The sequence below is a fragment of the Streptomyces sp. NPDC107528 genome, assembly GCF_055639295.1.
The window spans coordinates 919,040-937,760 of the sequence record NZ_JBVKAV010000002.1; the positions used below are offsets into that span (position 1 = coordinate 919,040).

The following is an 18,721-nucleotide window of genomic DNA, read 5'->3' on the forward strand; positions in this document are numbered from 1 at the left end:
CCGTCGCCGACTCCTGATCTCGGGCACCCACCTTTTGCTGCGTCTCCCTCCGAAACGCAATCGAATTCGGGGGGAATTCACCATGGCACGATTCAACAGGCGTGCCGCCACGGCGCGGCCGACCTCGCGGGTCACCTCGACGGGGCGAGTGCTCCGTACCTACGAGGGCGGCCTGGGACGTGAGCGCGACGCGCGCTCCGAGCTCTTCCTGCTGGCGGTCGACAACTTCGTCTCGCAGCAGACCTTCTACGAGTCCGGCGCCGACCGTGACGACCGGTTCGCGCGCCTCGTCGGCGAGCTCGCCGTCACCGACCCCGAGTGGACCGCCGGCCTGCTCGGCTGGCTGCGCGGGGAGGGCAACCTCCGTACGGCCGCGATCGTGGGCGCCGCCGAGTACGTGAAGGCCCGCCTGGACGCCGGGGCCACCGACGGTCCGTCGAACCGGCAGGTCATCGCTTCCGTGCTCCAGCGGCCGGACGAGCCCGGCGAACTGCTCGCGTACTGGACCGCGCTGTACGGCCGTAATGTCCCGAAGCCGGTCAAGCGCGGTGTCGCCGACGCGGTACGCCGGCTCTACAGCGGCAGGTCGCTGCTGAAGTACGACACCGCGTCCAAGGGGTACCGCTTCGGCGACATCCTCAACGTGGTGCACGCGGCCCCCGACCCGGAAAAGCCGGGGCAGGGCGACCTGTTCCAGTACGCCCTCGACCGCCGGTACAACCCGGACACCGCCGTGCCGCCCGCGTCCAACCGGACGCTGGTCGCACACCGCGAGCTGATGGCACTGCCCGTCGAACAGCGGCGTGCGGTGGTCACGTCGGACGGCGGGGCCGAGCGGCTCGCGGCGGCCGGCATGACGTGGGAGGCGCTGGCCGGCTGGCTGCAGGGGCCGATGGACAAGGAGGCCTGGGAGGCCGTGATTCCGTCGATGGGTGCCATGGCGCTCGTCAGGAACCTGCGGAACTTCGACGAGGCCGGCATCTCGGACGAGGTGGCGGCCCAGGTCGCCGCCCGGATCAGCGATCCGGAGGAGGTCGTACGGTCGCGGCAGTTCCCCTTCAGGTACCTCGCCGCGTACCAGCACGCGCCGTCGCTGCGCTGGGCGTACCCGCTGGAGCAGGCACTCGGCCACTCGCTGGCCCAGGTGCCGGCGCTGCCCGACCGGACGCTGGTGCTCGTCGACCGCTCGGGCTCGATGTTCTGGTCCCGGCTGTCCGACCGCTCGCAGCTCAACCGGGCCGACGCGGCCGCGATCTTCGGCACGGCGCTCGCGCTGCGGGCGGCGGACGCGGATCTCGTCCAGTTCGGCACGGGCAGCGGCGAGATCGCCTTCCGCAAGGGCGAGTCGGTGCTGAAGGTCCTGGAGCGCTTCGGGGACCTCGGCGGCACGAACACCACCGAGGCAGTGCGCAGGCACTACCGCAAGCACGACCGGGTGCTGATCGTCACCGACGAGCAGTACGCCCCCAGCGGCCACGGCGACCCGACCGAGCAGGTCCCGGCCGACGTGCCGGTCTACACCTGGAACCTCGCCGGGTACCGGGTGGGCCACGGTCCGTCGGGGACGGGCAACCGGCACACCTTCGGCGGTCTCTCGGACGCGGCCTTCCGGATGGTGCCGCTGCTGGAGGGGGCTCGCGACGCCGACTGGCCCTGGGCTGCCCGAGCAGCCTGAGCTGCCTGAGTCGTGAGTGGTGGCCCGCACCGCGTGGGGAGTGCGGGCCACTCTCCTGTCCGCGTCCCTCGGCGCCCCTTGTCGCCGCCAGCGCTGACATCTAACATTTCAGTTCGTGGAGGCGATACGACCCGTAGCCCGCACCCTGCTCAGGGACCGGGCCTACGAAGCGCTCCGGGACGCCATCGTGGCCGGGGAGATCGAACCCGGCGCGGTGGTGCGGGACGCCGATCTCGCCGAGCGGCTCGGGCTGTCCCGGGCACCGGTGCGCGAGGCGTTCTCGCGTCTCGTGGACGAGGGGCTGCTGGAGAGCAAGCCGCAGAGCTACACGCGCGTGACGTCGGTCGTCGCCGCCGACGTACGCGACGCGGCCGCCGTGGTCGGCGCCATGCACGAGCTGGTGACTCGGGTCGCCGTACCCCGGCTGGCCGCGGCGGACGTGGAGATCATGCGCGCCGCCAACGAGCGCTTCGCGACCGCCGTCGCCGCCGGCGAGGTGGACCTCGCCCTGCGGGCCGACGACGAACTGCACGACGTGCTGGTGCGGGTGAGCGGCAACCGCGCGGCCGCCGCCACCGTCGCCCGCTACACCCCGCTCATCCGCCGCCTGGAGCGCCGGCGCTTCGGCGAGGGCGGGGCCTGCCGGTCGGCCGGGCTGCACGAGCGGTTGATCGAGACGTGCGCGGCCGGTGACGTGGACGAGGCGGTCCGGGTCACGGCGGAGATCTGGCGAGGGCTCGCCGAACTCGCCGACAGCGACTGACCCTTACCGGGAGGACCACATGTCCCTTTCCTCGTACGACCGTTATCCCCTCCTCTTCGGCCCGTCCCCCGTGCACCCCCTGGAGCGCCTGACCGCACGCCTCGGCGGAGCCTCCCTCTGGGCCAAGCGCGAGGACTGCAACTCCGGTGTCGCGTACGGCGGCAACAAGACCCGCAAGCTGGAGTACCTGGTCGCCGACGCGCTCGCGAAGGGCTGCGACACGCTCGTCTCGATCGGCGGCGTGCAGTCCAACCACACCCGCCAGGTCGCCGCGGTGGCCGCCCGTGCCGGGCTCAAGTGCGTGCTGGTCCAGGAGAGTTGGGTGGACTGGCCCGACTCCGTGTACGACAAGGTCGGCAACATCCTCGTCAGCCGCCTCGCCGGGGCCGACGTGCGCCTTGTGCGGGCCGGGTTCGGGATCGGCTTCAAGGAGAGCTGGGAGCAGGCGCTGCGCGATGTGGAGGAGTCGGGCGGAAAGCCGTACGCCATCCCGGCCGGCGCCTCCGACCACCCGCTCGGCGGGCTCGGCTTCGCCGGTTGGGCATACGAAGTGGCCGAGCAGGAACGGGAGCTGGGCGTCTTCTTCGACACCGTGATCGTGTGCTCGGTGACCGGCTCCACGCAGGCCGGCATGGTCGCCGGATTCGCCGCCCTGGAGGAGGCGGGCGGCCGTCCGCGGCGGGTCCTCGGCATCGACGCCTCGGCCAGGCCCGCCACCACCCGCGAACAGATCGCCCGGATCGCCGGCAACACCGGCCGGCTCATCGGCGTCAAGCGCGAGTTGACCGAGGCCGACGTCGAGCTCGACGACCGCTATCACGCGGGCACGTACGGGATACCGGACGAGACGACGCTGGAGGCGATGCGGCTGGCGGCGCGGACCGAGGGGATGGTCACGGACCCGGTCTACGAGGGCAAGTCGATGGCCGGGATGATCGATCTGGTCGCGCGCGGGGAGATCACGGCGGAGTCCACGGCCCTCTACGCCCATCTCGGCGGGCAGCCCGCGCTGAACGCGTACAGCGCGCTGTTCTAGGCGGCCGGACGCGCCGCTGCGGGGTCCGGGCCGGCCTTGCGGTGCCGGGCCCTGCCGTGCCGTGCACATGGCCGGATAAAGTGCACAGCGTGCGGGCGGACGATCAGCAGCGGGAGCCGAGTGTCGAACGGCCCGACGGCAACCGCCGCCGGGCCACGATCCACGATGTCGCGAAGCTGGCCGGAGTGTCACGGCAGACGGTCTCCCGCGCGGTGAACGACAAGGGCGAGATCGACCCGGCGACGAAGGAACGGGTGCTGGAGGCGGCGCGGCTGCTGGACTACCGGCCGAGCCGGTTCGCCCGCGGCCTCGTGCAGAAGGGCACCGTGACGGCCGGGCTGGTGATCCCGGATCTGATGAACCCCTTCTTCCCCGAGGTGGCCGCCGGTGTGCTGGAGGCGGCCGAGCAGCGCGGCTGGCAGGTGGTGATGTGGGACTCCCGCATCGACGAGGCCCGGGAGCGCGACGCCCTCGATGCGCTGTCCCATCAGGCCGACGCGATCGTGGGCTACTTCAAGAGCCCGGAGGACGTGCTCGCCCGGCACCTCGGCGGTGTACCGCTGGTGCTGCTGGAACGCGGGCCGCAGCAGACCTGTTTCGCGGCCGTGGGGATCGACGCCGCGACCGGTCTCGAACAGGGCATGGCGCATCTGGTGGCCGCGGGTCACCGCCGGATCGGCATGCTGGACGGTGTGCACGGCCCCGCTCCGCGCAGACAGGCCTTCCTGGAGCTGGCGCGGCGGCACGGCCTGCCGGTCGACGACGGCTGGATAGCGCTGAGTCCCGAGCACAGTGTGGCCGGGGGTGAGGCCGGCATGGAGCGGTTGCTGGACGCCCGGCCCGACATCACCGCCGTCTTCGGCTTCAACGACCTGATCGCGGTCGGCGCCATGCGTGCCGCCCGGCGCCGCGGCCGGCGGGTGCCGGACGACCTGGCCGTCATGGGCTTCGACGGACTGTCGTTGGGTGAGCTGGTGGAGCCCGCCCTGACCACCCTGCACATCGACAAACGGCGGCTGGGAAGGCTGGCCGTCGAGCAGGTCGCCCGGCTGCGCGCCGGAGAGGAACCGCTGCGGGGCGCCGCGGCGTGGGTGGTCCCGGAGCTGGTGGTGCGGGCCTCGGCCTGACGGCCGGTGGGCCGGGAACGCCGCAACGCACCGTCGGTCACCTCTCGGCTCCCTGCGGCAAGCGCCTCACGCAGCTCCGGTCGCGCCGGGCGCCCCTCTCTCTTCGCCCGGGGGCGCCCTGGACGTCGTAGGGCTGTCTACAGTGCCTGGGCCGCCGGCTTCACCATCCCCCGCACCGTGCGGGACTTCACGAAGTCGCCCATCGCCGTCATCTCCCACTCGCCGGAGAACTGCTTGATCAGCTTCGCCATCATCACGCCCGTCTGCGCTTCGGCGTTGGTGAGGTCGAAGCGGACGAGTTCCTCGCCGGACGCGGCGTCGATCAGCCGGCAGTAGGCCTTGGCGACCTCGGTGAACTTCTGGCCGGAGAAGGAGTTGACGGTGAAGACGAGTCCGGTGACCTCCTGGGGCAGGCGCCCGAGGTCCACGGTGATGACCTCGTCGTCCCCGCCGCCCTCGCCGGTGAGGTTGTCGCCGGAGTGGCGGATCGCGCCCTGCACGATCTGGAGCTTGCCGAAGTAGCAGCTGTCGATGTGGTTGCGCTGCGGGCCGTAGGCGATGACCGAGGCGTCCAGGTCGATGTCCTTGCCGCGGTACGCCGGCTCCCAGCCGAGGCCCATCTTGACCTGGGAGAGCAGGGGGCGGCCGCCCTTGACGAGGGAGACCGTCTGGTTCTTCTGGAGGCTTACGCGGCCCTTGTCCAGGTTGATCTTTCCGGCGCCGGGGGCGGGCGGGGCGGGCGGGGCCGGGGGAGCGGCGGGGGTCTGGGGTGCCTGCGGGGCCGGGGGAGTGGACATGGGCGGGGCCGGCGGGGCGGCCGGGGGCTGCATGGTGGGTTGCGGCGGGGTCACGGGTGCGGCCGGGGCCGGGGCCGGTTCCTCGACCGTGACACCGAAGTCGGTGGCGATGCCGGCCAGGCCGTTGGAGTAGCCCTGGCCGACGGCGCGGGCCTTCCAGGCGCCGTTGCGCAGGTAGACCTCGACGATCACCAGGGCCGTCTCGGTGCCGAGTTGCGGGGGCGTGAAGGTGGCCAGGACGCTGTTGTCGTCCGCGTTGCGGATGGTGGCCGTCGGTTCGATGCCCTGGAAGGACTGGCCGGCGGCGTCGGGGCTGGCGGTGACGACGATCTTCTCGATGCCGGGGGGTACGGCCGCGGTGTCGACCGTGATCGCGTCGGGGCTGGTGCCGCCGCCCGAGCGGTACGTCACGCCTGGGCCGGACGGTTGGTTGTAGAAGATGAAGTCGTCGTCGGAGCGCACCTTGCCGTCGGCGGTGAGCAGCAGGCCCGATACGTCGAGCCGCACCGGGGCGGCGACGTCCACCGTCACGCGGGCGGCGGAGAGAGGGATGTTCGAGCCGGGGGTCATAGCTGTCATGGTCCGTGAACGAGCGGGGGCGCTTTACCGTTCCCTTACCCACGGCCATTCGGCGGGGGCCGCGGATTTCGCCCCCGCCGCCCCTGTCCCTCCCGTCCTCCAGGGGCTGCCGCCCCTTCGACCCCCGCTGTCGTGAACGGGCTCGCCGTCAAACGCCGGACGGGCTGGAAACCCCGCCGGGGCGGAGAACCCTACGGGACCACCACGATCTTCCGGCCGACCCCGGACGCGAACTGCTCCAGCGCCTCCGGGTACCGCTCCAGCGGGATGCGGTCGCTGATGAAGATCTCGGGGTCGAGGACGCCATTGGCGAACAGTTCCGCCGCGCGCTCGAAGCTGTGGAGGACCGCCATCGAACCCGTGATGGTGATCTCCTGGTTGTAGATGCGGTACGGGTCGATCGTGACGCGCGTCGCGTAGTCCGCGACCCCGAACTGCAGGAACGTCCCCGCCTTGGCGACTCGCTCCAGGCCGTCCTGGATCGCCGCCGCGTTGCCCGTGGCGTCGACGACGAGGTCCCAGCCCTGAGGCCGGTCCAGTTCGTCCGGGTTGGCCGCGGAGGCCGAGACGCCGAGGCTGCGGGCCGTTTCCAGGCGGGCCGGGTTGATGTCCACCATGTCCACGCTGGCCGCCCCCGTCCGCTTGGCCAGCTCCAGCATCATCAGGCCCATCGTGCCCGAGCCGTAGATCAGGACGTGGGCGCCGAGGCGGGACTGCAGGACGTCGTAGCCGCGGACGGCGCAGGAGAGGGGTTCCACGAGGGCCGCGTCCTGGGTGTGGACGTGGTCGGGGAGCCGTACGCAGTTCGCGACCGGGGCCACGGCATAGCGCGCCGCGCCGCCCGCCGTCGTCACGCCGATCGCCGCCCAGCGTTCGCAGAGGTTGTTGTGGCCCGTACGGCAGTAGCGGCATTCGTAGCAGTAGAGGGAGGGGTCCACCGCGACCCGGTCGCCCACCGACAGCTCCGTGACCTGGGTGCCCACCCCGACCACCTCGCCCGCGAACTCGTGCCCGGGGACGATCGGCAGCTTCGGTGCGAACTCGCCCTGCAGGATGTGCAGGTCCGTGCCGCACAGGCCGCAGGCAGCCACCTCGACGACGACCTCGCGCGGGCCGGGCGTCGGGTCGGGGACCTCGGCGACCACTGCCTTGCCGACGGACTCGATGACGGCGGCCTTCATTTCACGGCTCCCAACGACAGGCCCTGGACCAGCTTGTCCTGGGCGGCGAACCCCGCGGCGAGCACCGGCAGGGAGATGACGAGCGACGCGGCGCACACCTTCGCCAGGAACAGGCCCTGGCTGGTGATGAAGCCGGTCAGGAAGACGGGGGCGGTCTCGGCGACCACGCCGGTCAGCACTCGGGCGAACAGCAGCTCGTTCCAGCTGAAGATGAAGCAGATCAGGGCCGTTGCGGCGATCCCGGGCAGGGCGATCGGGGCCACCACGCGTGTGAGGATCGTCGGCAGCTTCGCGCCGTCCACCCGCGCCGCCTCGATCACGGCGACCGGGATCTCGGCGAGGAAGGACTGCATCATCCACACCGCGATCGGCAGGTTCATCGAGGTGTAGAGGATGACCAGCAGCCAGATGTTGTCGAGCATGTCCGTGTTCTTCGCGAACAGGTACAGGGGCAGGAGGCCTGCCACTGCCGGCAGCATCTTGGTGGACAGGAAGAAGAACAGGACGTCCGTCCACTTCTTCACGGGGCGGATCGACAGGGCGTACGCCGCCGGGAAGGCGAGGACCAGGACGAACAGCGTCGACGCCACCGAGGCCACCGTCGAGTTGATCAGCGCCGGCCAGGGGCTCGCGCCGCCGCCCGCGCCGAAGAACTCGCGGTAGCCGTCGAGTGTCAGCGACGCGGCGAAGGACGGCGGGTTGGTCGCCGCGTCCGCCTCGGAGTGGAAGGACGTCAGGGCCATCCACCCGATCGGCAGGAAGAACAGGATCCCGAGCAGCCAGGCCACCAGACCGAGGCCAACTCCCTTGCGGCGGTTGCGAAGTCGTACGGCCACTGCACTCATGCGCGCGACACCTCCTCGCGGAACAGGGACGACACCACGCGCAGCGCGAAGGTCGCGATGATGATCGAGCCGATGACCACCAGGACGCCCGCGGCCGAGGCGAGGCCGTTCTCATGGGCCTGGTAGAAGCTCTGGTAGACGGTGTAGGGGAGATTCGCCGTGCCGAGGCCGCCCGACGTGATCGTGAACACCGCGTCGAAGTTCTGGACTATGTAGATCGAGCCCAGCAGGGCGCCCAGTTCGAGGTAGCGGCGCAGGTGGGGCAGTGTCAGGTGGCGGAAGATCTGCCAGTCGCTCGCGCCGTCGACGCGGGCCGCCTCGATCTGCTCGTGGTCGCGGCTCTGCAGGCCGGCCAGCAGGATCAGCATCATGAACGGCGTCCACTGCCAGACGAGGGAGGCCTCGACCGCGAGGAGCGGGGTGTTGGAGATCCAGTCCGGCTGTGGGCCGCCCACATAGTGCAACAGCCCGTTGAACAGGCCGTATTCAGGGTTGTAGAGCACATGCTTCCAGAGCAGAGCCGCGGCCACGGGCACCACCAGGAACGGGGCGATCAGCAGGGTGCGGACCACGCCCCGGCCCTTGAACTTCCGGTCCAGGAGCAGCGCCAGGACCAGCCCCAGGACCAGGCTGGCCAGCACCACCGCGACCGTCAGCAGCACGGTCGTCCACACCGAGTGGCGCAGGTCGGCGTCGGTCAGGACTTCCTGGTAGTTGGCGATGCCGGTGAAGTGGCGGGCGTCCGGGTAGAGGGAGTTCCAGTCGAAGAACGAGATCACCAGCGTGGCCACGAACGGCAGCTGGGTCACCACGACCATGAAGATCAGAGCCGGCAGGAGCGGGGCCCGGGTCGCCCAGTTGCGCAACCGGGCGGAGGGCGGACGGGTGGTACGCACGGGTGTCGTGGCCACGGGGGCCGTGGTCGTCGCTGTCATCGCCCCTCGTACTCCTCGGAGATCTTCTCGGCGAGCTGCTGGGACTTCTTCAGGGCCGACTCGACGGACTGGCGTCCGGCGATGGCCGCGCTGATCTCCTGGGAGACCTTGGTGCCGAGATCGGTGAACTCGGGGATGCCGACGAACTGGATGCCGGGCGCGGGGCGCGGCTGCACGCCGGGGGCGTTCGGGCGGGCGCCCTCGATGGCCTCCTTCGTCATCTCCTGGAAGGCAGCCGCCTCCTCGCGGTAGGCCGGGTTGGCGTAGGTGGAGGCGCGCTTGCCTGCCGGGACGTTGGACCAGCCGATCTCGTCGCCCACCAGCTGCTCGTACCGCTTGCTGGACGCCCAGGACACGAACTTCCAGGCCTTGTCGGGGTTGCGGGACGCCTGCTGGATGCCCCAGGCCCAGGTGTAGAGCCAGCCGGCCGACTCCGTCTTCTCGACGGGCGCCGGTGCGTAGCCGAGCTTGCCCTTCACCGGGGACTTCGCCGCCTCCAGGGAACCGGCTGCGGAGGTGGCGTCGTACCACATGGCGACCTTGCCCTGGGTCATGTTGTTCAGGCACTCGGCGAAGCCGGACTGGGCCGCTCCCGACTCACCGTGCTCGCGGACCAGGTCGACATAGAACTTCGTCGCCTTCTCCCACTCGGGGGAGTCCAGTTGTGCCTGCCAGTTCTTGTCGAACCAGGTGCCGCCGAACGTGTTCACGACCGTGGTGAGCGGTGCCATCACCTCGCCCCAGCCCGGCAGACCGCGCAGACAGATGCCCTTCATGCCCGGTTCGGCGCCGTCCACCTTCGCCGCGATGTCCGCCACCTGCTGCCAGGTGGGGTGCGCGGGCATCGTGACGCCCTCCTTCGCGAGCACGTCCTTGCGGTACATCAGGAAGGACGACTCGCCGTAGAAGGGCTGGCCGTAGAGCTTGCCGTCGTCGCCGGTCAGGGACTGGCGCATCGGCTTGAGGACGTCCTGCTCGTCGTACGCCGGGTCCTTGGCGACGTAGGAGTTCATCTCCTTCAGCCAGCCGTTGCGGGCGTAGATCGGTATCTCGTAGTTGGAGAGGGTGGCGACGTCGTACTGGCCCGCCTGGTTGGCGAAGTCCTGGCTGATCTTGTCGCGGACGTCGTTCTCGGGCAGGACGGTGAAGTTGACCTTGATGCCGGTCTCTTTCGTGAAAGCCGGGGCCAGCTTCTGCAACTCGGTCATCTGGGGGTTGTTGACCATCAGGACGTTGATCGAGTTGCCGCCCGACCCCGCCCCGCCGGCTCCGACCCAGCAGCCGGAGAGCAGCGGGGCGAGCAGCGTCCCTGCGGCGGCCATGGCGAGCGTGGCTCGCGGTGGCCTCCGTCGGCTCTGGGTTCGCATGGATCGCTCCTGGACGTGAATGAGGGGACGTGAATGAGGGGACGTGAATGAGGGGAGGTATGGGGATGTATAGGGAGATAAGGGGTGGCATGAGGCGTGAAAGGGCCCCGAGGGGGAGTGAGTTGGAGTGTCAGACGCGGATGACCTGGGGTCCCCGCAGGGAGTAGCGGTGGGCCTCGGCCGCGGGGAGCAGGGTGCTCGTGACGATCGTCTCCAGTGCGCCGATGTCCGCGAACCGGCAGAAGCTGACCGCCCCGAACTTGGTGTGGACGCCCGCGAACACCGTGCGACGCGACGCCCGGATCGCCTGCGCCTTGACCTCGCTGACGGCCGGGTCGGGGGTGGTCAGGCCGTGCTCGCGGGAGATGCCGTTGGCGCCGATGAACGCCAGGTCGATGACGAAGCCGGCCAGCATCTTCGTCGTCCAGTGGTCGACGGTGGCCAGGGTGCCGGACCGCACCCGGCCGCCGAGCAGCAGCACGGAGACGTGCTCCGTCTCGGCGAGCGCGCCCGCGACCGGGAGGGACGCGGTGACCACGGTCAGCGGCCGGTCGGTGGGCAGGGCCTCGGCGATGAGCTGCGGGGTGAAGCCCTCGTCGACGAAGACCGTCTCGGCGTCCCCGAGCAGGTCGGCCGCGGCGGCCGCGATCCTGCGCTTCTCGGGGACGTGGCTGGTGGCGCGGAAGGCCAGCGTCGTCTCGAAGCCGGCGCTCTCCACGGGGTAGGCGCCGCCGTGGGTACGCCGGAGCAGGCCGTGGTCCTCCAGGACGCGCAGGTCCCGCCGTACGGTCTCCTTGGCCACGCCCAGCTCGGCGGCGAGCGCGGTGACGTCGACCGAGCCGTCGCGCCGTGCGGCCAGCACGATCTCGCGCTGGCGTTCCTCCGCCGTCCTCGTGCTCATGCCGACCCTTGCCTTCCGCCTTGCTGCCCGTTCGGGCCCGGTGCGGCCCATGGGGGAAGTTCTACAGCGGGTGTTCGGCACTGACCAGCTCTGTTGCAGGTTCGATGCTGCCCGTGTGTGCCCGTTCACCGTGTGGTGTGCCCGTCTCGGACCTGCATGGTTGTGGTGGGACGCGTGAGATCGGGCGTGCCTGGTGCCCGAATACGGCGGCGGGCGGGCCCGTTCGGTGCCCGCCCGCCCTCTTGCGGCGAAATGTTTCGGTCAGTAAGGCCGGATCTCGGTACGGCCGGGTCGCGCTACGGCCGGACGTCAGTACGGCCAGATCGGCGGGTCGCTGACGAAGTGGCCGCCCAGGTAGGCGTGCGCGATGTTCTCCGGGTCGAGCTCGCCCTGTTCGGCGATCAGCTTCTCGGCGTACGGCTCGGAGTCGTCCTGCGGCTCGTAGCCGAGGGAGCGGGCGCTGGTCAGGTCCCACCACAGGCGGGTGTTCGCCGAGGAACCGTGGACGACCGTGTGCTCGACGTCCTCGGCGGTCAGAGCCGCGTGGAGGAGACGGGCGCCGTCGGCGGGGCTCATCCACACCGAGAGCATCCGGACGCTGGTCGGCTCCGGGAAGCAGGAGCCGATGCGCACGGACACCGTCTCCAGGCCGTGCTTGTCCCAGTAGAACTGCGCGAGGTCCTCGCCGAAGGACTTGGACAGGCCGTAGAAGGTGTCCGGGCGGCGCGGCGTGTCGATGGGGATCAGTGCGCTCGGCTCGTGCGGCGCGGTGCCCTCGGGGCGGGGCGTGAAGCCCACCGCGTGGTTGGAGGAGGCGAAGACGATGCGTCCGACGCCTTCCTCGCGGGCGGCCTCGTAGAGGTGGTAGGTGCCCTCGATGTTCGCCCGGAGAATCTTCTCGAACGGAGCTTCCAGGGAGATGCCCGCGAGGTGGATGATCGCGTCTACGCCCCGCACGGCCTCGCGCAGCGCCTCCCGGTCGGCGAGGTCGGCGACGATCGCGTCCGGCTCGCTCTCGATGGGCCGCAGATCCAGGAGCCGCAGCTGGTAGCCGTAGGCCGGGAGCAGGTCCCGCATCAGGGTGCCGAGTCCGCCGGCGGCGCCGGTGAGCAGAACGGTGCGGGGGGCTGGCATCCTCGGTTCTCCTTGAGTTCAGGGCCGTATGCATGCACGCACGGTATTCACATTCATGGACAAGCTAAGGATCATCGACCTTGCTCGTCAAGGGTGGTGCAGTGTGTGTTCATAAATGTAAACTCTGATCAGAGTTACGTATGCGCCGTCTCGTTCTCGCACAGCCGTCCTCGGTACGTCCTCGTTACGTCCTCGTTCTAGGGAGAGCCCGTGACGCCAGCCCCCCTTGCCGCACGCCTCAGCATCCCCGGCGGGCCGTTGTTCTTCCCCGTCACCGCCTACGGCCCCGACGGCTCGGTCGACCTCGACGCGTACCGCACCCATGTCCGTCAGGGCGTGGCTGCCGGTGCCGCCGCCGTGTTCGCGTGCTGCGGCACGGGGGAGTTCCACGCACTCACGCCCGAGGAGTACGAGGCGTGCGTGCGGGCGGCCGTCGAGGCGGCGGCGGGACGCGTGCCGGTCGTCGCGGGCGCCGGATACGGCACCGCGCTCGCCGTGCGGTACGCGCGGCTCGCCGAGGGAGCCGGGGCGGACGGGCTGCTCGCCATGCCGCCGTATCTCGTCCTCGCCGGGCAGGAGGGGCTGCTGCGGCACTACAGGGAGATCGCCGCGGCGACCGTGCTCCCCGTCATCGTCTACCAGCGCGACAACGCCGTGTTCACCCCGGACACCGTCGTCGAACTGGCCCGCACGGACGGCGTCATCGGGCTCAAGGACGGGCTCGGGGACCTGGACCTGATGCAGCGGATCGTCAGCGCCGTACGCGCCGAGGTCCCCGGTGACTTCCTCTACTTCAACGGCCTGCCGACCGCCGAGCAGACCCAGCTCGCCTACCGCGCCATCGGCGTCACGCTCTACTCCTCCGCCGTCTTCTGCTTCGCCCCGGAGATCGCCCTCGCCTTCTACCAGGGGCTGGAGGCCGGCGACACCGCCACCGTCACCCGCCTCCTGGACGGCTTCTACCGCCCGTTCGTCGAACTGCGCGCCCAGGGCCGCGGATACGCCGTCGCCCTGGTCAAGGCGGGTGTACGGCTGCGCGGGCTGGACGTGGGGGAGGTCCGGCCGCCGCTGCACGAGCCGAGCGAGGGCCATGTCAAGCAGCTTGCCCAGGTGATCGAGCGCGGCTACGCGCTGCTGGAGCAGGAGCCGGAGGACACCAAGTGAAGGCGTCGACATTCGTCTACCCCTGGGACGTCAACGGAGATCCGGAGGCACCCGCGAGGATCGCCGCCCTCGGCGTTCACCAGGTGACGCTCGCCTCCGCCTACCACTCCACCCGCGCCCTCACCCCCCGCCATCCGCGCCACCGCATCGTCACCGCCGAGCACGCGGCTGTGCTCTACCCGACGGACGACCGGTGGACGGGCCGGGAACTGCGCCCGTACCCGGCCGGGGACTGGGCACCCGGCGACGCCTTCGGCGAGGCCGCCGAAGCGTTGGCGGACGCGGGTCTGGAGGTGCACACCTGGGTGGTCCTCGCGCACAACTCCCGCCTGGGCGCCGACCATCCGGACACCTCGGTCGTCAACGCGTACGGCGACCGCTACCCCTGGGCCCCGTGCATCGCACAGCCCGCCACGCGCGCGTACCTCGTCGACCTCGCCGCCGAGGCCGCCGTTCGCCCGGGGGCGCGCGGCACCGAGCTGGAGTCCCTCGGCTGGTACGGCTTGCAGCACCTGCACGCCCACGACAAGACCGGCGGGGTGCCGCTCGGGGACGCCGGAATGTACCTGATGGCGCTCTGCTTCTGCCCGACGTGCCAGGAGGGCTACGGCGCCCAGGGCCTGGACGCCGGCGAACTGGCGGCAGCCGTACGCGCCGCCCTGAAGCCGCTGTGGCAGGGAGCGGCGGACGACGGTGACTGGGCCGGCGTCGAGAAGCTGCTCGGCCCGCAGACGGCGGCGGCCACACGCGCGTGGCGTGACGAAACCGCCCGCACGCTTCAGGAGACGGCCGTCCGGGCAGTCCGCCAGGCCGCTCCGGACGATTTCCAGGTGCTCCTGCACGCCGACCCGGTGAGGTATCACGTCGGCGCGAACGCCGGCGTCGACCCCGAGCACATCCTCTCCGTCGCGGACGGCGTCGTCGTGCCGTGCGCGGGCGGCCCCGGTCTGCTGACGCCCTTCGCCGAGCAGGGCCGTGACGGCGCGGTCGTCGCCGCCAACTTCGGTGTCGTCTCCCAGATGGGCGGCAGCCCGGGCACGCTGGCGTCGGACACGGCACGCGCGCGAGAGCTGGGAGCCACCGAGATCCGGCTCTATCACGCGGGGTTGGCGTCCGACGGCGACTTGGCGGCGGTGCGGGAGGCGCTCGCCGCTCTCTGAACCAGCGGCAGGGCGGTCAGCAGCCACGCCGGGCCCAGGACGGCCAGCAGCAGCTGTACGTCGAGCAGTTCGACCAGCGCCGCGCCCGCCGCGAGCCCGATGACGTTCGGCGTGAAGACGAGGGTGTTGGCCGTGGCGGCCGTCCGGCCGAGCAGGGCGTCCGGCGTCTCGCGCTGCACGGCGGTGAGCGCGGCGATCAGCACACAGGGCAGCCCCACGCCGGCCGCCGCGCTGCAGGCCAGGGCCACCGGGTCGGACGGGATCGCCCGCAGTCCGGCCGCGGTGGCCGTCAGGGCGATGCCGTACGCGGCGAAACGGCGTTCGCCGAGCCGGCGCAGGAGGGGGCCCGAGAGCAGCCCGATCGTGACCGAACCGGCGCCCTGGACGGCGTACAGCACACCGGCGTACGCGGGGTCGTGCCCGAGGCGGTCGATGACGGCGTAGATCGTCGCCCCGCTGAGCCCCGCGCACAGCATGGTGCCGCCGCCGGCCAGGACGAGGGGGCGCAGTCGTGGGTGCGCCCAGAGGAAGCGGGCGCCCTCGGTGGTCTGCCTCCGCCAGCCGCCGGGCGGCGGCTCGGGCCTGCTCTCGCGCACGCGCAGGCACGCGTAGAGGCAGGTCGCGGCCACGAACGTCACGGCGTCGAGCAGGGCGACGCTCGGACCGCCGTACGCCGCGTACACGCCCGCGCCGGCCAGCGGGGCGAGGAGTTTCATGCCCTCGGAGGCCGTCATGCGCAGCCCGTTGAAGTCGCCGAGCAGGGACGCGGGCACGGCGCTCGCGACGAGGGCGGACTCGGCGGCGTCGTGAACGACTCCTGCGGCCCCGTAGACGAACAGGACCGCGAAGAGGAGCCAGAGGCGGGCCGGGGTGTCGACGGTGAAGAGGGTGAGCAGGAGGGCGGCCAGGAGGAGGTTCGCGCCGATCAGCAGGAGCTTGCGGCGGACGCGGTCGGCTTGCGTGCCCAGGAGCGGGCCGGCCAGGGTCGGGGCCCACATGGCGAGCATGCACAGTGCGGCCAGGCCGTCCGAGCCGGTGAGGTCCTTGACCCACACGCCGGACACCAGCCACAGCGCCGAGGTGCCGAAGCCGGAGACGACGGCTCCGGTGAGGTAGAGGGCGGCGTCGCGGTCGCGCAGGACGCGGGGGAGGGCCCAGGTGGTGGTCGTCATGCCAGGCCACTGTGGGGCTGAGGCGGGCGCGTGGGGATCGGGGAAGTGCCTTAGAAGTGGCCTGGGCGCGAGGGGAGAAGCTAGGCCGGCGTCTCCTTGACGACCGAGGGCCGGTACAGGCCCTCAATGGCTTTGCGCCGCTGCATGGCGGTCAGCCGGACGGCGAAATGGATGGCGGCAGCGGCGGCGGCAATGTGCACCACGTCGGCTGCCATGTACTGCCCCACCGCGTCCTTGATCTCCGTCAACGTCTCGGCGTTCCGGTACTTCTGCCCGGCGTACCGGTTGAACAGGACGCTGAAGACGAACAGCGCCCACCACAGGTTCAGGGGCCAGACCCGCGTCCGGTGGGTCTCGCCCTCGGCCGGCAGCTGAGTGGCGGCCCCCCACATGTCGAAGGCGACGCGATACGGCATCCAGAGGTTCACCAGCGGGATGAGCCAGGCCCCGATGGCCCACCCGGGTCCGTTGCGGAACCGGTCCGGGGTCAGGAGCCCGGTGTTGCGGCGCATACGGAAGAACCAGACGACGAACACGATCGCGGCGGGCAGGTACACCATGACCTGGAATCTTCCGGCCGTGTCGTACAGCGAGGCAGCGGCGTCCAGTTCCTGCTGCGGAGCCGTGACGAAGCCGCCGTCTCCGTCGATCACCGCACGGAGCCGGAATCCGGCCAAGAGGCTGAACACGTCACAGAGGGCGACCAGAGCGAGCCCCCCGGCGGCCACGGCCAGGAGAGCGCGGGACGATGGTGGAGCCCCTGTGGGCAGCAGTGGACGCGGACGCAGATCAGTGGATTCGGACATGGCGATGCGGCCCCCCACGGGCAAGAAAGAAGAGGTCCGCGGCGAGAAAAGAAGAGAGCCGCGGACATGCGGCCGACGCACGATACGTCGATCATGCACATCCCGTCCATGACAATTCGGTGCGGCGGGAATCCGTTGGAAGCTGTCAATTCAGCCACTGGGACGGATGAGGGTGTGCACATAGCGTGATGAGCCGTCCAAGTCATCCATACGCAAAGGCAGTTCCATGCACTACGTCGCGCCCATCGGCATCGGCCTCCTCTACGCCCTCCTGATGTCCCTCATCCGGGAACCGCACCGGCGGCGCTTCAACGCGGTCTTGGTCGCCGGAGCGGGCGCCGCCTATCTGAGCGGCGGCGGCATGGGCGGCTGGGAGTTCGCGTTCACCGCGGTGGTCACCTACGTCGCCTATCGCGGCCTGGACTCGTGGACCTTCATCGGCATCGGCTGGCTGCTGCACACCGCGTGGGACATCGTCCACCACATCAAGGGCAACCCGATCATCCCCTTCCTCCACACCTCGTCCCTCGGCTGCGCGATCTGCGACCCGGTGATCGCCCTGTGGTGCTTCGCCGGCGGGAAGACGCCGAGGGAGCTGGTCGAGTGGGTACGGGGAGCCAGGGGGCGCAAGGGCCGGGTGTCCGGGGAGACGGCTCGGGTGGGGGAGTCCGGGGTCGGGGCGTAGGCCGGGCCTCTCGGCGGCGGGCAGGACGCCTTCCCGGATCGCCGATGAGTTTCGCGCGCGGCACCGGTCCACCTCTCAGGAACCGATCTGTGAGGAGCCCGCCCCATGACCGACATGACCCTCGACCTCGGACCGCAGACCCGCGTCGTCGCCCGCCTCGCGGAAGCCGTCACCGACGAGCAGCTCTCGGCGCCGACGCCCTGCCCGGAGATGGCGGTGCGCAACCTGCTGGGTCACCTGCTCGGCCTGTCCGTCGCCTTCCGTGACGCCGGCCGCAAGGACCTGGGCGCCACGACCGACACCAGCCCGGAAGCCGTCGAACCGGACATCGGGCCCGGCTGGCGCGAGGAGCTTCCCAAGGTCCTCGACGAACTGAGCGAGGTGTGGCGCGACCCGGAGGCGTGGACCGGCATGACCCGCGCCGGCGGCATCGACCTGCCCGGTGCCGTGGCGGCCGCGGTCGCCGCCGACGAACTGGTGATCCACGCCTGGGACCTGGCCCGCGCGACCGGTCAGGAGTACGTCCCCGACCCCGCCGCGTTGCAGGCGTCGCACGACTTCCTCCTCGCCTCCGTCGACGACCCTGGTCGCGACAGCATCTTCGGCCCCGTGGTGCCGGTCCCCGCCGGTGCACCACTGCTGGACCGGGCGGTCGGGCTGAGCGGACGGGACCCGGGCTGGAGGAGGGATCGCTGACCCGGGGAGTTTCCCCTAGCCAAGCTGGTGCTCAACTCGGTGCCGCAGGTATTCGTCGGAGTGGGTGCGCGCGATGTGCACCGCCTCGGCGACCAGGTCGTGCAGGTCGGCGGGGTAGTGGCGCGGGTTCAGGGGGAGTCCGGGGAGTATGCAGCGGCGCACGTCGAGGTCGTCGTTGCGCACGAACTCGCGCAGCGTGGCCTCGTGCCAAGCGGCACGGAGGTCGGCCACGGCGTCGAACTCCGCCTTGCTCTCCGGCGTCGGCACCCGCGTCTGCCCGCCGCGGAACCTCAGCGGCGCCTGCGCCCAGTACCAGGCGCGGGCCGCCCCGGCGCGCTCGTGATCGGTTCCCGTCCGCACATACTCGATCAACGCGGTCTGCATCCGTCGGCGACCGAACACGGTCACGGCAGGCTCGACGAACAGCCGGTTGTGGCTGGGGTCGGGGTCAAGGACGGCCGTGCGCAAGAGCGGGTCGAAGAGCAGCTCGGGCAACGTTTCCACGGTCCGCAGAGCCCGCCGGAACGCCATCCGCGCCTCCCCCTGCCACTCCCGGTCGCGCGGCACCCGGTCGGGCAGGTCGACGCCGGCCTGTCGGGCCAGCTCGGCCAGTTGCAGACGGAACGCCGATGTCCGGTCCTGCGGCCGGCCGGGAAGCGGTGCGAACGTCATCGGCGGTGTCCTCCCAGAGGTGTTGT

18 protein-coding genes are annotated in these 18,721 nt (G+C 71.0%); 8 read left to right on the plus strand and 10 right to left on the minus strand.

Features of this window, described 5'->3' with window-relative positions; all coding sequences use genetic code 11:
* Nucleotides 1-82 precede the first annotated feature (82 nt).
* The 4 genes from ACZ7L5_RS09230 (at nucleotide 83) to ACZ7L5_RS09245 (ending at nucleotide 4,601) form a co-directional block, all read left to right on the plus strand.
* The gene (locus ACZ7L5_RS09230) at nucleotides 83-1,675 is read left to right on the plus strand and encodes a TROVE domain-containing protein (protein ID WP_471515604.1); all 1,593 of its coding nucleotides are present in this window, start codon (nucleotides 83-85) and stop codon (nucleotides 1,673-1,675) included.
* A gap of 115 nt (nucleotides 1,676-1,790) precedes the next feature.
* Nucleotides 1,791-2,438: a GntR family transcriptional regulator gene (locus tag ACZ7L5_RS09235; RefSeq protein ID WP_471515606.1), complete on the plus strand. Its 648-nt coding sequence runs from the start codon at nucleotides 1,791-1,793 to the stop codon at nucleotides 2,436-2,438.
* Between the two features lie 19 nt (nucleotides 2,439-2,457).
* Complete coding sequence (locus ACZ7L5_RS09240) at nucleotides 2,458-3,474, plus strand: 1-aminocyclopropane-1-carboxylate deaminase (RefSeq protein ID WP_471515608.1); 1,017 nt, start codon at nucleotides 2,458-2,460, stop codon at nucleotides 3,472-3,474.
* Between the two features lie 89 nt (nucleotides 3,475-3,563).
* Nucleotides 3,564-4,601 carry a LacI family DNA-binding transcriptional regulator gene (locus tag ACZ7L5_RS09245; RefSeq protein ID WP_471515610.1) on the plus strand — a complete coding sequence of 346 codons (1,038 nt, stop codon included), beginning with the start codon at nucleotides 3,564-3,566 and terminating at the stop codon, nucleotides 4,599-4,601.
* A 137-nt stretch (nucleotides 4,602-4,738) separates the two neighbouring features.
* On the opposite strand, the gene ACZ7L5_RS09250 is transcribed toward ACZ7L5_RS09245, so the two are convergent.
* The 7 genes from ACZ7L5_RS09250 to ACZ7L5_RS09280 all read right to left on the minus strand — a co-directional run bounded on the left by ACZ7L5_RS09250 (nucleotide 4,739) and on the right by ACZ7L5_RS09280 (nucleotide 12,340).
* Nucleotides 4,739-5,968 (minus strand): TerD family protein, encoded by a 1,230-nt coding sequence (locus ACZ7L5_RS09250; RefSeq protein WP_471515612.1) that lies wholly within the window; start codon nucleotides 5,966-5,968, stop codon nucleotides 4,739-4,741.
* Between the two features lie 200 nt (nucleotides 5,969-6,168).
* Nucleotides 6,169-7,158, minus strand: a complete 990-nt coding sequence (locus ACZ7L5_RS09255) for a zinc-dependent alcohol dehydrogenase family protein (protein ID WP_471515614.1) — start codon at nucleotides 7,156-7,158, stop codon at nucleotides 6,169-6,171.
* Nucleotides 7,155-8,003, minus strand: a complete 849-nt coding sequence (locus ACZ7L5_RS09260; protein WP_471515616.1) for a carbohydrate ABC transporter permease — start codon at nucleotides 8,001-8,003, stop codon at nucleotides 7,155-7,157. Before ACZ7L5_RS09260 ends, ACZ7L5_RS09255 begins: the two co-directional genes overlap by 4 nt.
* Nucleotides 8,000-8,938 carry a carbohydrate ABC transporter permease gene (locus tag ACZ7L5_RS09265; RefSeq protein WP_471515618.1) on the minus strand — a complete coding sequence of 313 codons (939 nt, stop codon included), beginning with the start codon at nucleotides 8,936-8,938 and terminating at the stop codon, nucleotides 8,000-8,002. Before ACZ7L5_RS09265 ends, ACZ7L5_RS09260 begins: the two co-directional genes overlap by 4 nt.
* On the minus strand, nucleotides 8,935-10,305 hold the full coding sequence (locus ACZ7L5_RS09270; RefSeq protein ID WP_471515620.1) for an ABC transporter substrate-binding protein: 1,371 nt from the start codon (nucleotides 10,303-10,305) through the stop codon (nucleotides 8,935-8,937). Before ACZ7L5_RS09270 ends, ACZ7L5_RS09265 begins: the two co-directional genes overlap by 4 nt.
* A gap of 130 nt (nucleotides 10,306-10,435) precedes the next feature.
* A complete protein-coding gene (locus tag ACZ7L5_RS09275) occupies nucleotides 10,436-11,206 on the minus strand; it encodes a DeoR/GlpR family DNA-binding transcription regulator (RefSeq protein WP_471515622.1) in 771 nt (256 codons plus the stop codon).
* Nucleotides 11,207-11,515: 309 nt separating this feature from the next.
* Nucleotides 11,516-12,340, minus strand: coding sequence for an NAD-dependent epimerase/dehydratase family protein (locus tag ACZ7L5_RS09280; RefSeq protein WP_471515624.1), 825 nt, complete (start codon nucleotides 12,338-12,340; stop codon nucleotides 11,516-11,518).
* Between the two features lie 210 nt (nucleotides 12,341-12,550).
* Between ACZ7L5_RS09280 and ACZ7L5_RS09285 the strand changes: the two genes are divergently transcribed.
* Together ACZ7L5_RS09285 and ACZ7L5_RS09290 are read left to right on the plus strand one after the other, a co-directional pair.
* Nucleotides 12,551-13,504: a 5-dehydro-4-deoxyglucarate dehydratase gene (locus ACZ7L5_RS09285; protein WP_471515626.1), complete on the plus strand. Its 954-nt coding sequence runs from the start codon at nucleotides 12,551-12,553 to the stop codon at nucleotides 13,502-13,504.
* The gene (locus tag ACZ7L5_RS09290; protein WP_471515628.1) at nucleotides 13,501-14,664 is read left to right on the plus strand and encodes a hypothetical protein; all 1,164 of its coding nucleotides are present in this window, start codon (nucleotides 13,501-13,503) and stop codon (nucleotides 14,662-14,664) included. The genes ACZ7L5_RS09285 and ACZ7L5_RS09290 overlap by 4 nt, the downstream gene beginning before the upstream one ends.
* Here the strand turns inward: ACZ7L5_RS09290 and ACZ7L5_RS09295 are convergent.
* Together ACZ7L5_RS09295 and ACZ7L5_RS09300 are read right to left on the minus strand one after the other, a co-directional pair.
* Nucleotides 14,601-15,836 (minus strand): MFS transporter, encoded by a 1,236-nt coding sequence (locus ACZ7L5_RS09295; protein ID WP_471515630.1) that lies wholly within the window; start codon nucleotides 15,834-15,836, stop codon nucleotides 14,601-14,603. The two genes, ACZ7L5_RS09290 and ACZ7L5_RS09295, sit on opposite strands and share 64 nt — an antisense overlap.
* A gap of 80 nt (nucleotides 15,837-15,916) precedes the next feature.
* Nucleotides 15,917-16,642: a DUF4328 domain-containing protein gene (locus tag ACZ7L5_RS09300; protein WP_471515632.1), complete on the minus strand. Its 726-nt coding sequence runs from the start codon at nucleotides 16,640-16,642 to the stop codon at nucleotides 15,917-15,919.
* 226 nt (nucleotides 16,643-16,868) lie between these two features.
* Here ACZ7L5_RS09300 and ACZ7L5_RS09305 point away from each other — a divergent pair, with 226 nt between their 5' ends.
* Entirely contained in the window at nucleotides 16,869-17,327 is a 459-nt protein-coding gene (locus ACZ7L5_RS09305) for a DUF6010 family protein (protein ID WP_471515634.1), read from the plus strand.
* A gap of 105 nt (nucleotides 17,328-17,432) precedes the next feature.
* Nucleotides 17,433-18,023 (plus strand): TIGR03086 family metal-binding protein, encoded by a 591-nt coding sequence (locus tag ACZ7L5_RS09310; RefSeq protein ID WP_471515636.1) that lies wholly within the window; start codon nucleotides 17,433-17,435, stop codon nucleotides 18,021-18,023.
* Between the two features lie 15 nt (nucleotides 18,024-18,038).
* Here ACZ7L5_RS09310 and ACZ7L5_RS09315 read toward each other — a convergent pair whose 3' ends face one another.
* Nucleotides 18,039-18,695, minus strand: coding sequence for a hypothetical protein (locus tag ACZ7L5_RS09315; RefSeq protein ID WP_471515638.1), 657 nt, complete (start codon nucleotides 18,693-18,695; stop codon nucleotides 18,039-18,041).
* Nucleotides 18,696-18,721 lie beyond the last annotated feature (26 nt).

Excerpts from the sequence above, each read along its gene's own strand:
- ACZ7L5_RS09230 (WP_471515604.1), top strand. The coding sequence starts at position 83 with ATGGCACGATTCAACAGGCGTGCCGCCACGGCGCGGCCGACCTCGCGG.
- ACZ7L5_RS09240 (WP_471515608.1), top strand. The coding sequence starts at position 2,458 with ATGTCCCTTTCCTCGTACGACCGTTATCCCCTCCTCTTCGGCCCGTCC.
- ACZ7L5_RS09250 (WP_471515612.1), bottom strand. The coding sequence starts at position 5,968 with ATGACCCCCGGCTCGAACATCCCTCTCTCCGCCGCCCGCGTGACGGTG.
- ACZ7L5_RS09255 (WP_471515614.1), bottom strand. The coding sequence starts at position 7,158 with ATGAAGGCCGCCGTCATCGAGTCCGTCGGCAAGGCAGTGGTCGCCGAG.
- ACZ7L5_RS09260 (WP_471515616.1), bottom strand. The coding sequence starts at position 8,003 with ATGAGTGCAGTGGCCGTACGACTTCGCAACCGCCGCAAGGGAGTTGGC.
- ACZ7L5_RS09265 (WP_471515618.1), bottom strand. The coding sequence starts at position 8,938 with ATGACAGCGACGACCACGGCCCCCGTGGCCACGACACCCGTGCGTACC.
- ACZ7L5_RS09270 (WP_471515620.1), bottom strand. The coding sequence starts at position 10,305 with ATGCGAACCCAGAGCCGACGGAGGCCACCGCGAGCCACGCTCGCCATG.
- ACZ7L5_RS09275 (WP_471515622.1), bottom strand. The coding sequence starts at position 11,206 with ATGAGCACGAGGACGGCGGAGGAACGCCAGCGCGAGATCGTGCTGGCC.
- ACZ7L5_RS09280 (WP_471515624.1), bottom strand. The coding sequence starts at position 12,340 with ATGCCAGCCCCCCGCACCGTTCTGCTCACCGGCGCCGCCGGCGGACTC.
- ACZ7L5_RS09295 (WP_471515630.1), bottom strand. The coding sequence starts at position 15,836 with ATGACGACCACCACCTGGGCCCTCCCCCGCGTCCTGCGCGACCGCGAC.
- ACZ7L5_RS09300 (WP_471515632.1), bottom strand. The coding sequence starts at position 16,642 with ATGTCCGAATCCACTGATCTGCGTCCGCGTCCACTGCTGCCCACAGGG.
- ACZ7L5_RS09305 (WP_471515634.1), top strand. The coding sequence starts at position 16,869 with ATGCACTACGTCGCGCCCATCGGCATCGGCCTCCTCTACGCCCTCCTG.
- ACZ7L5_RS09310 (WP_471515636.1), top strand. The coding sequence starts at position 17,433 with ATGACCGACATGACCCTCGACCTCGGACCGCAGACCCGCGTCGTCGCC.
- ACZ7L5_RS09315 (WP_471515638.1), bottom strand. The coding sequence starts at position 18,695 with ATGACGTTCGCACCGCTTCCCGGCCGGCCGCAGGACCGGACATCGGCG.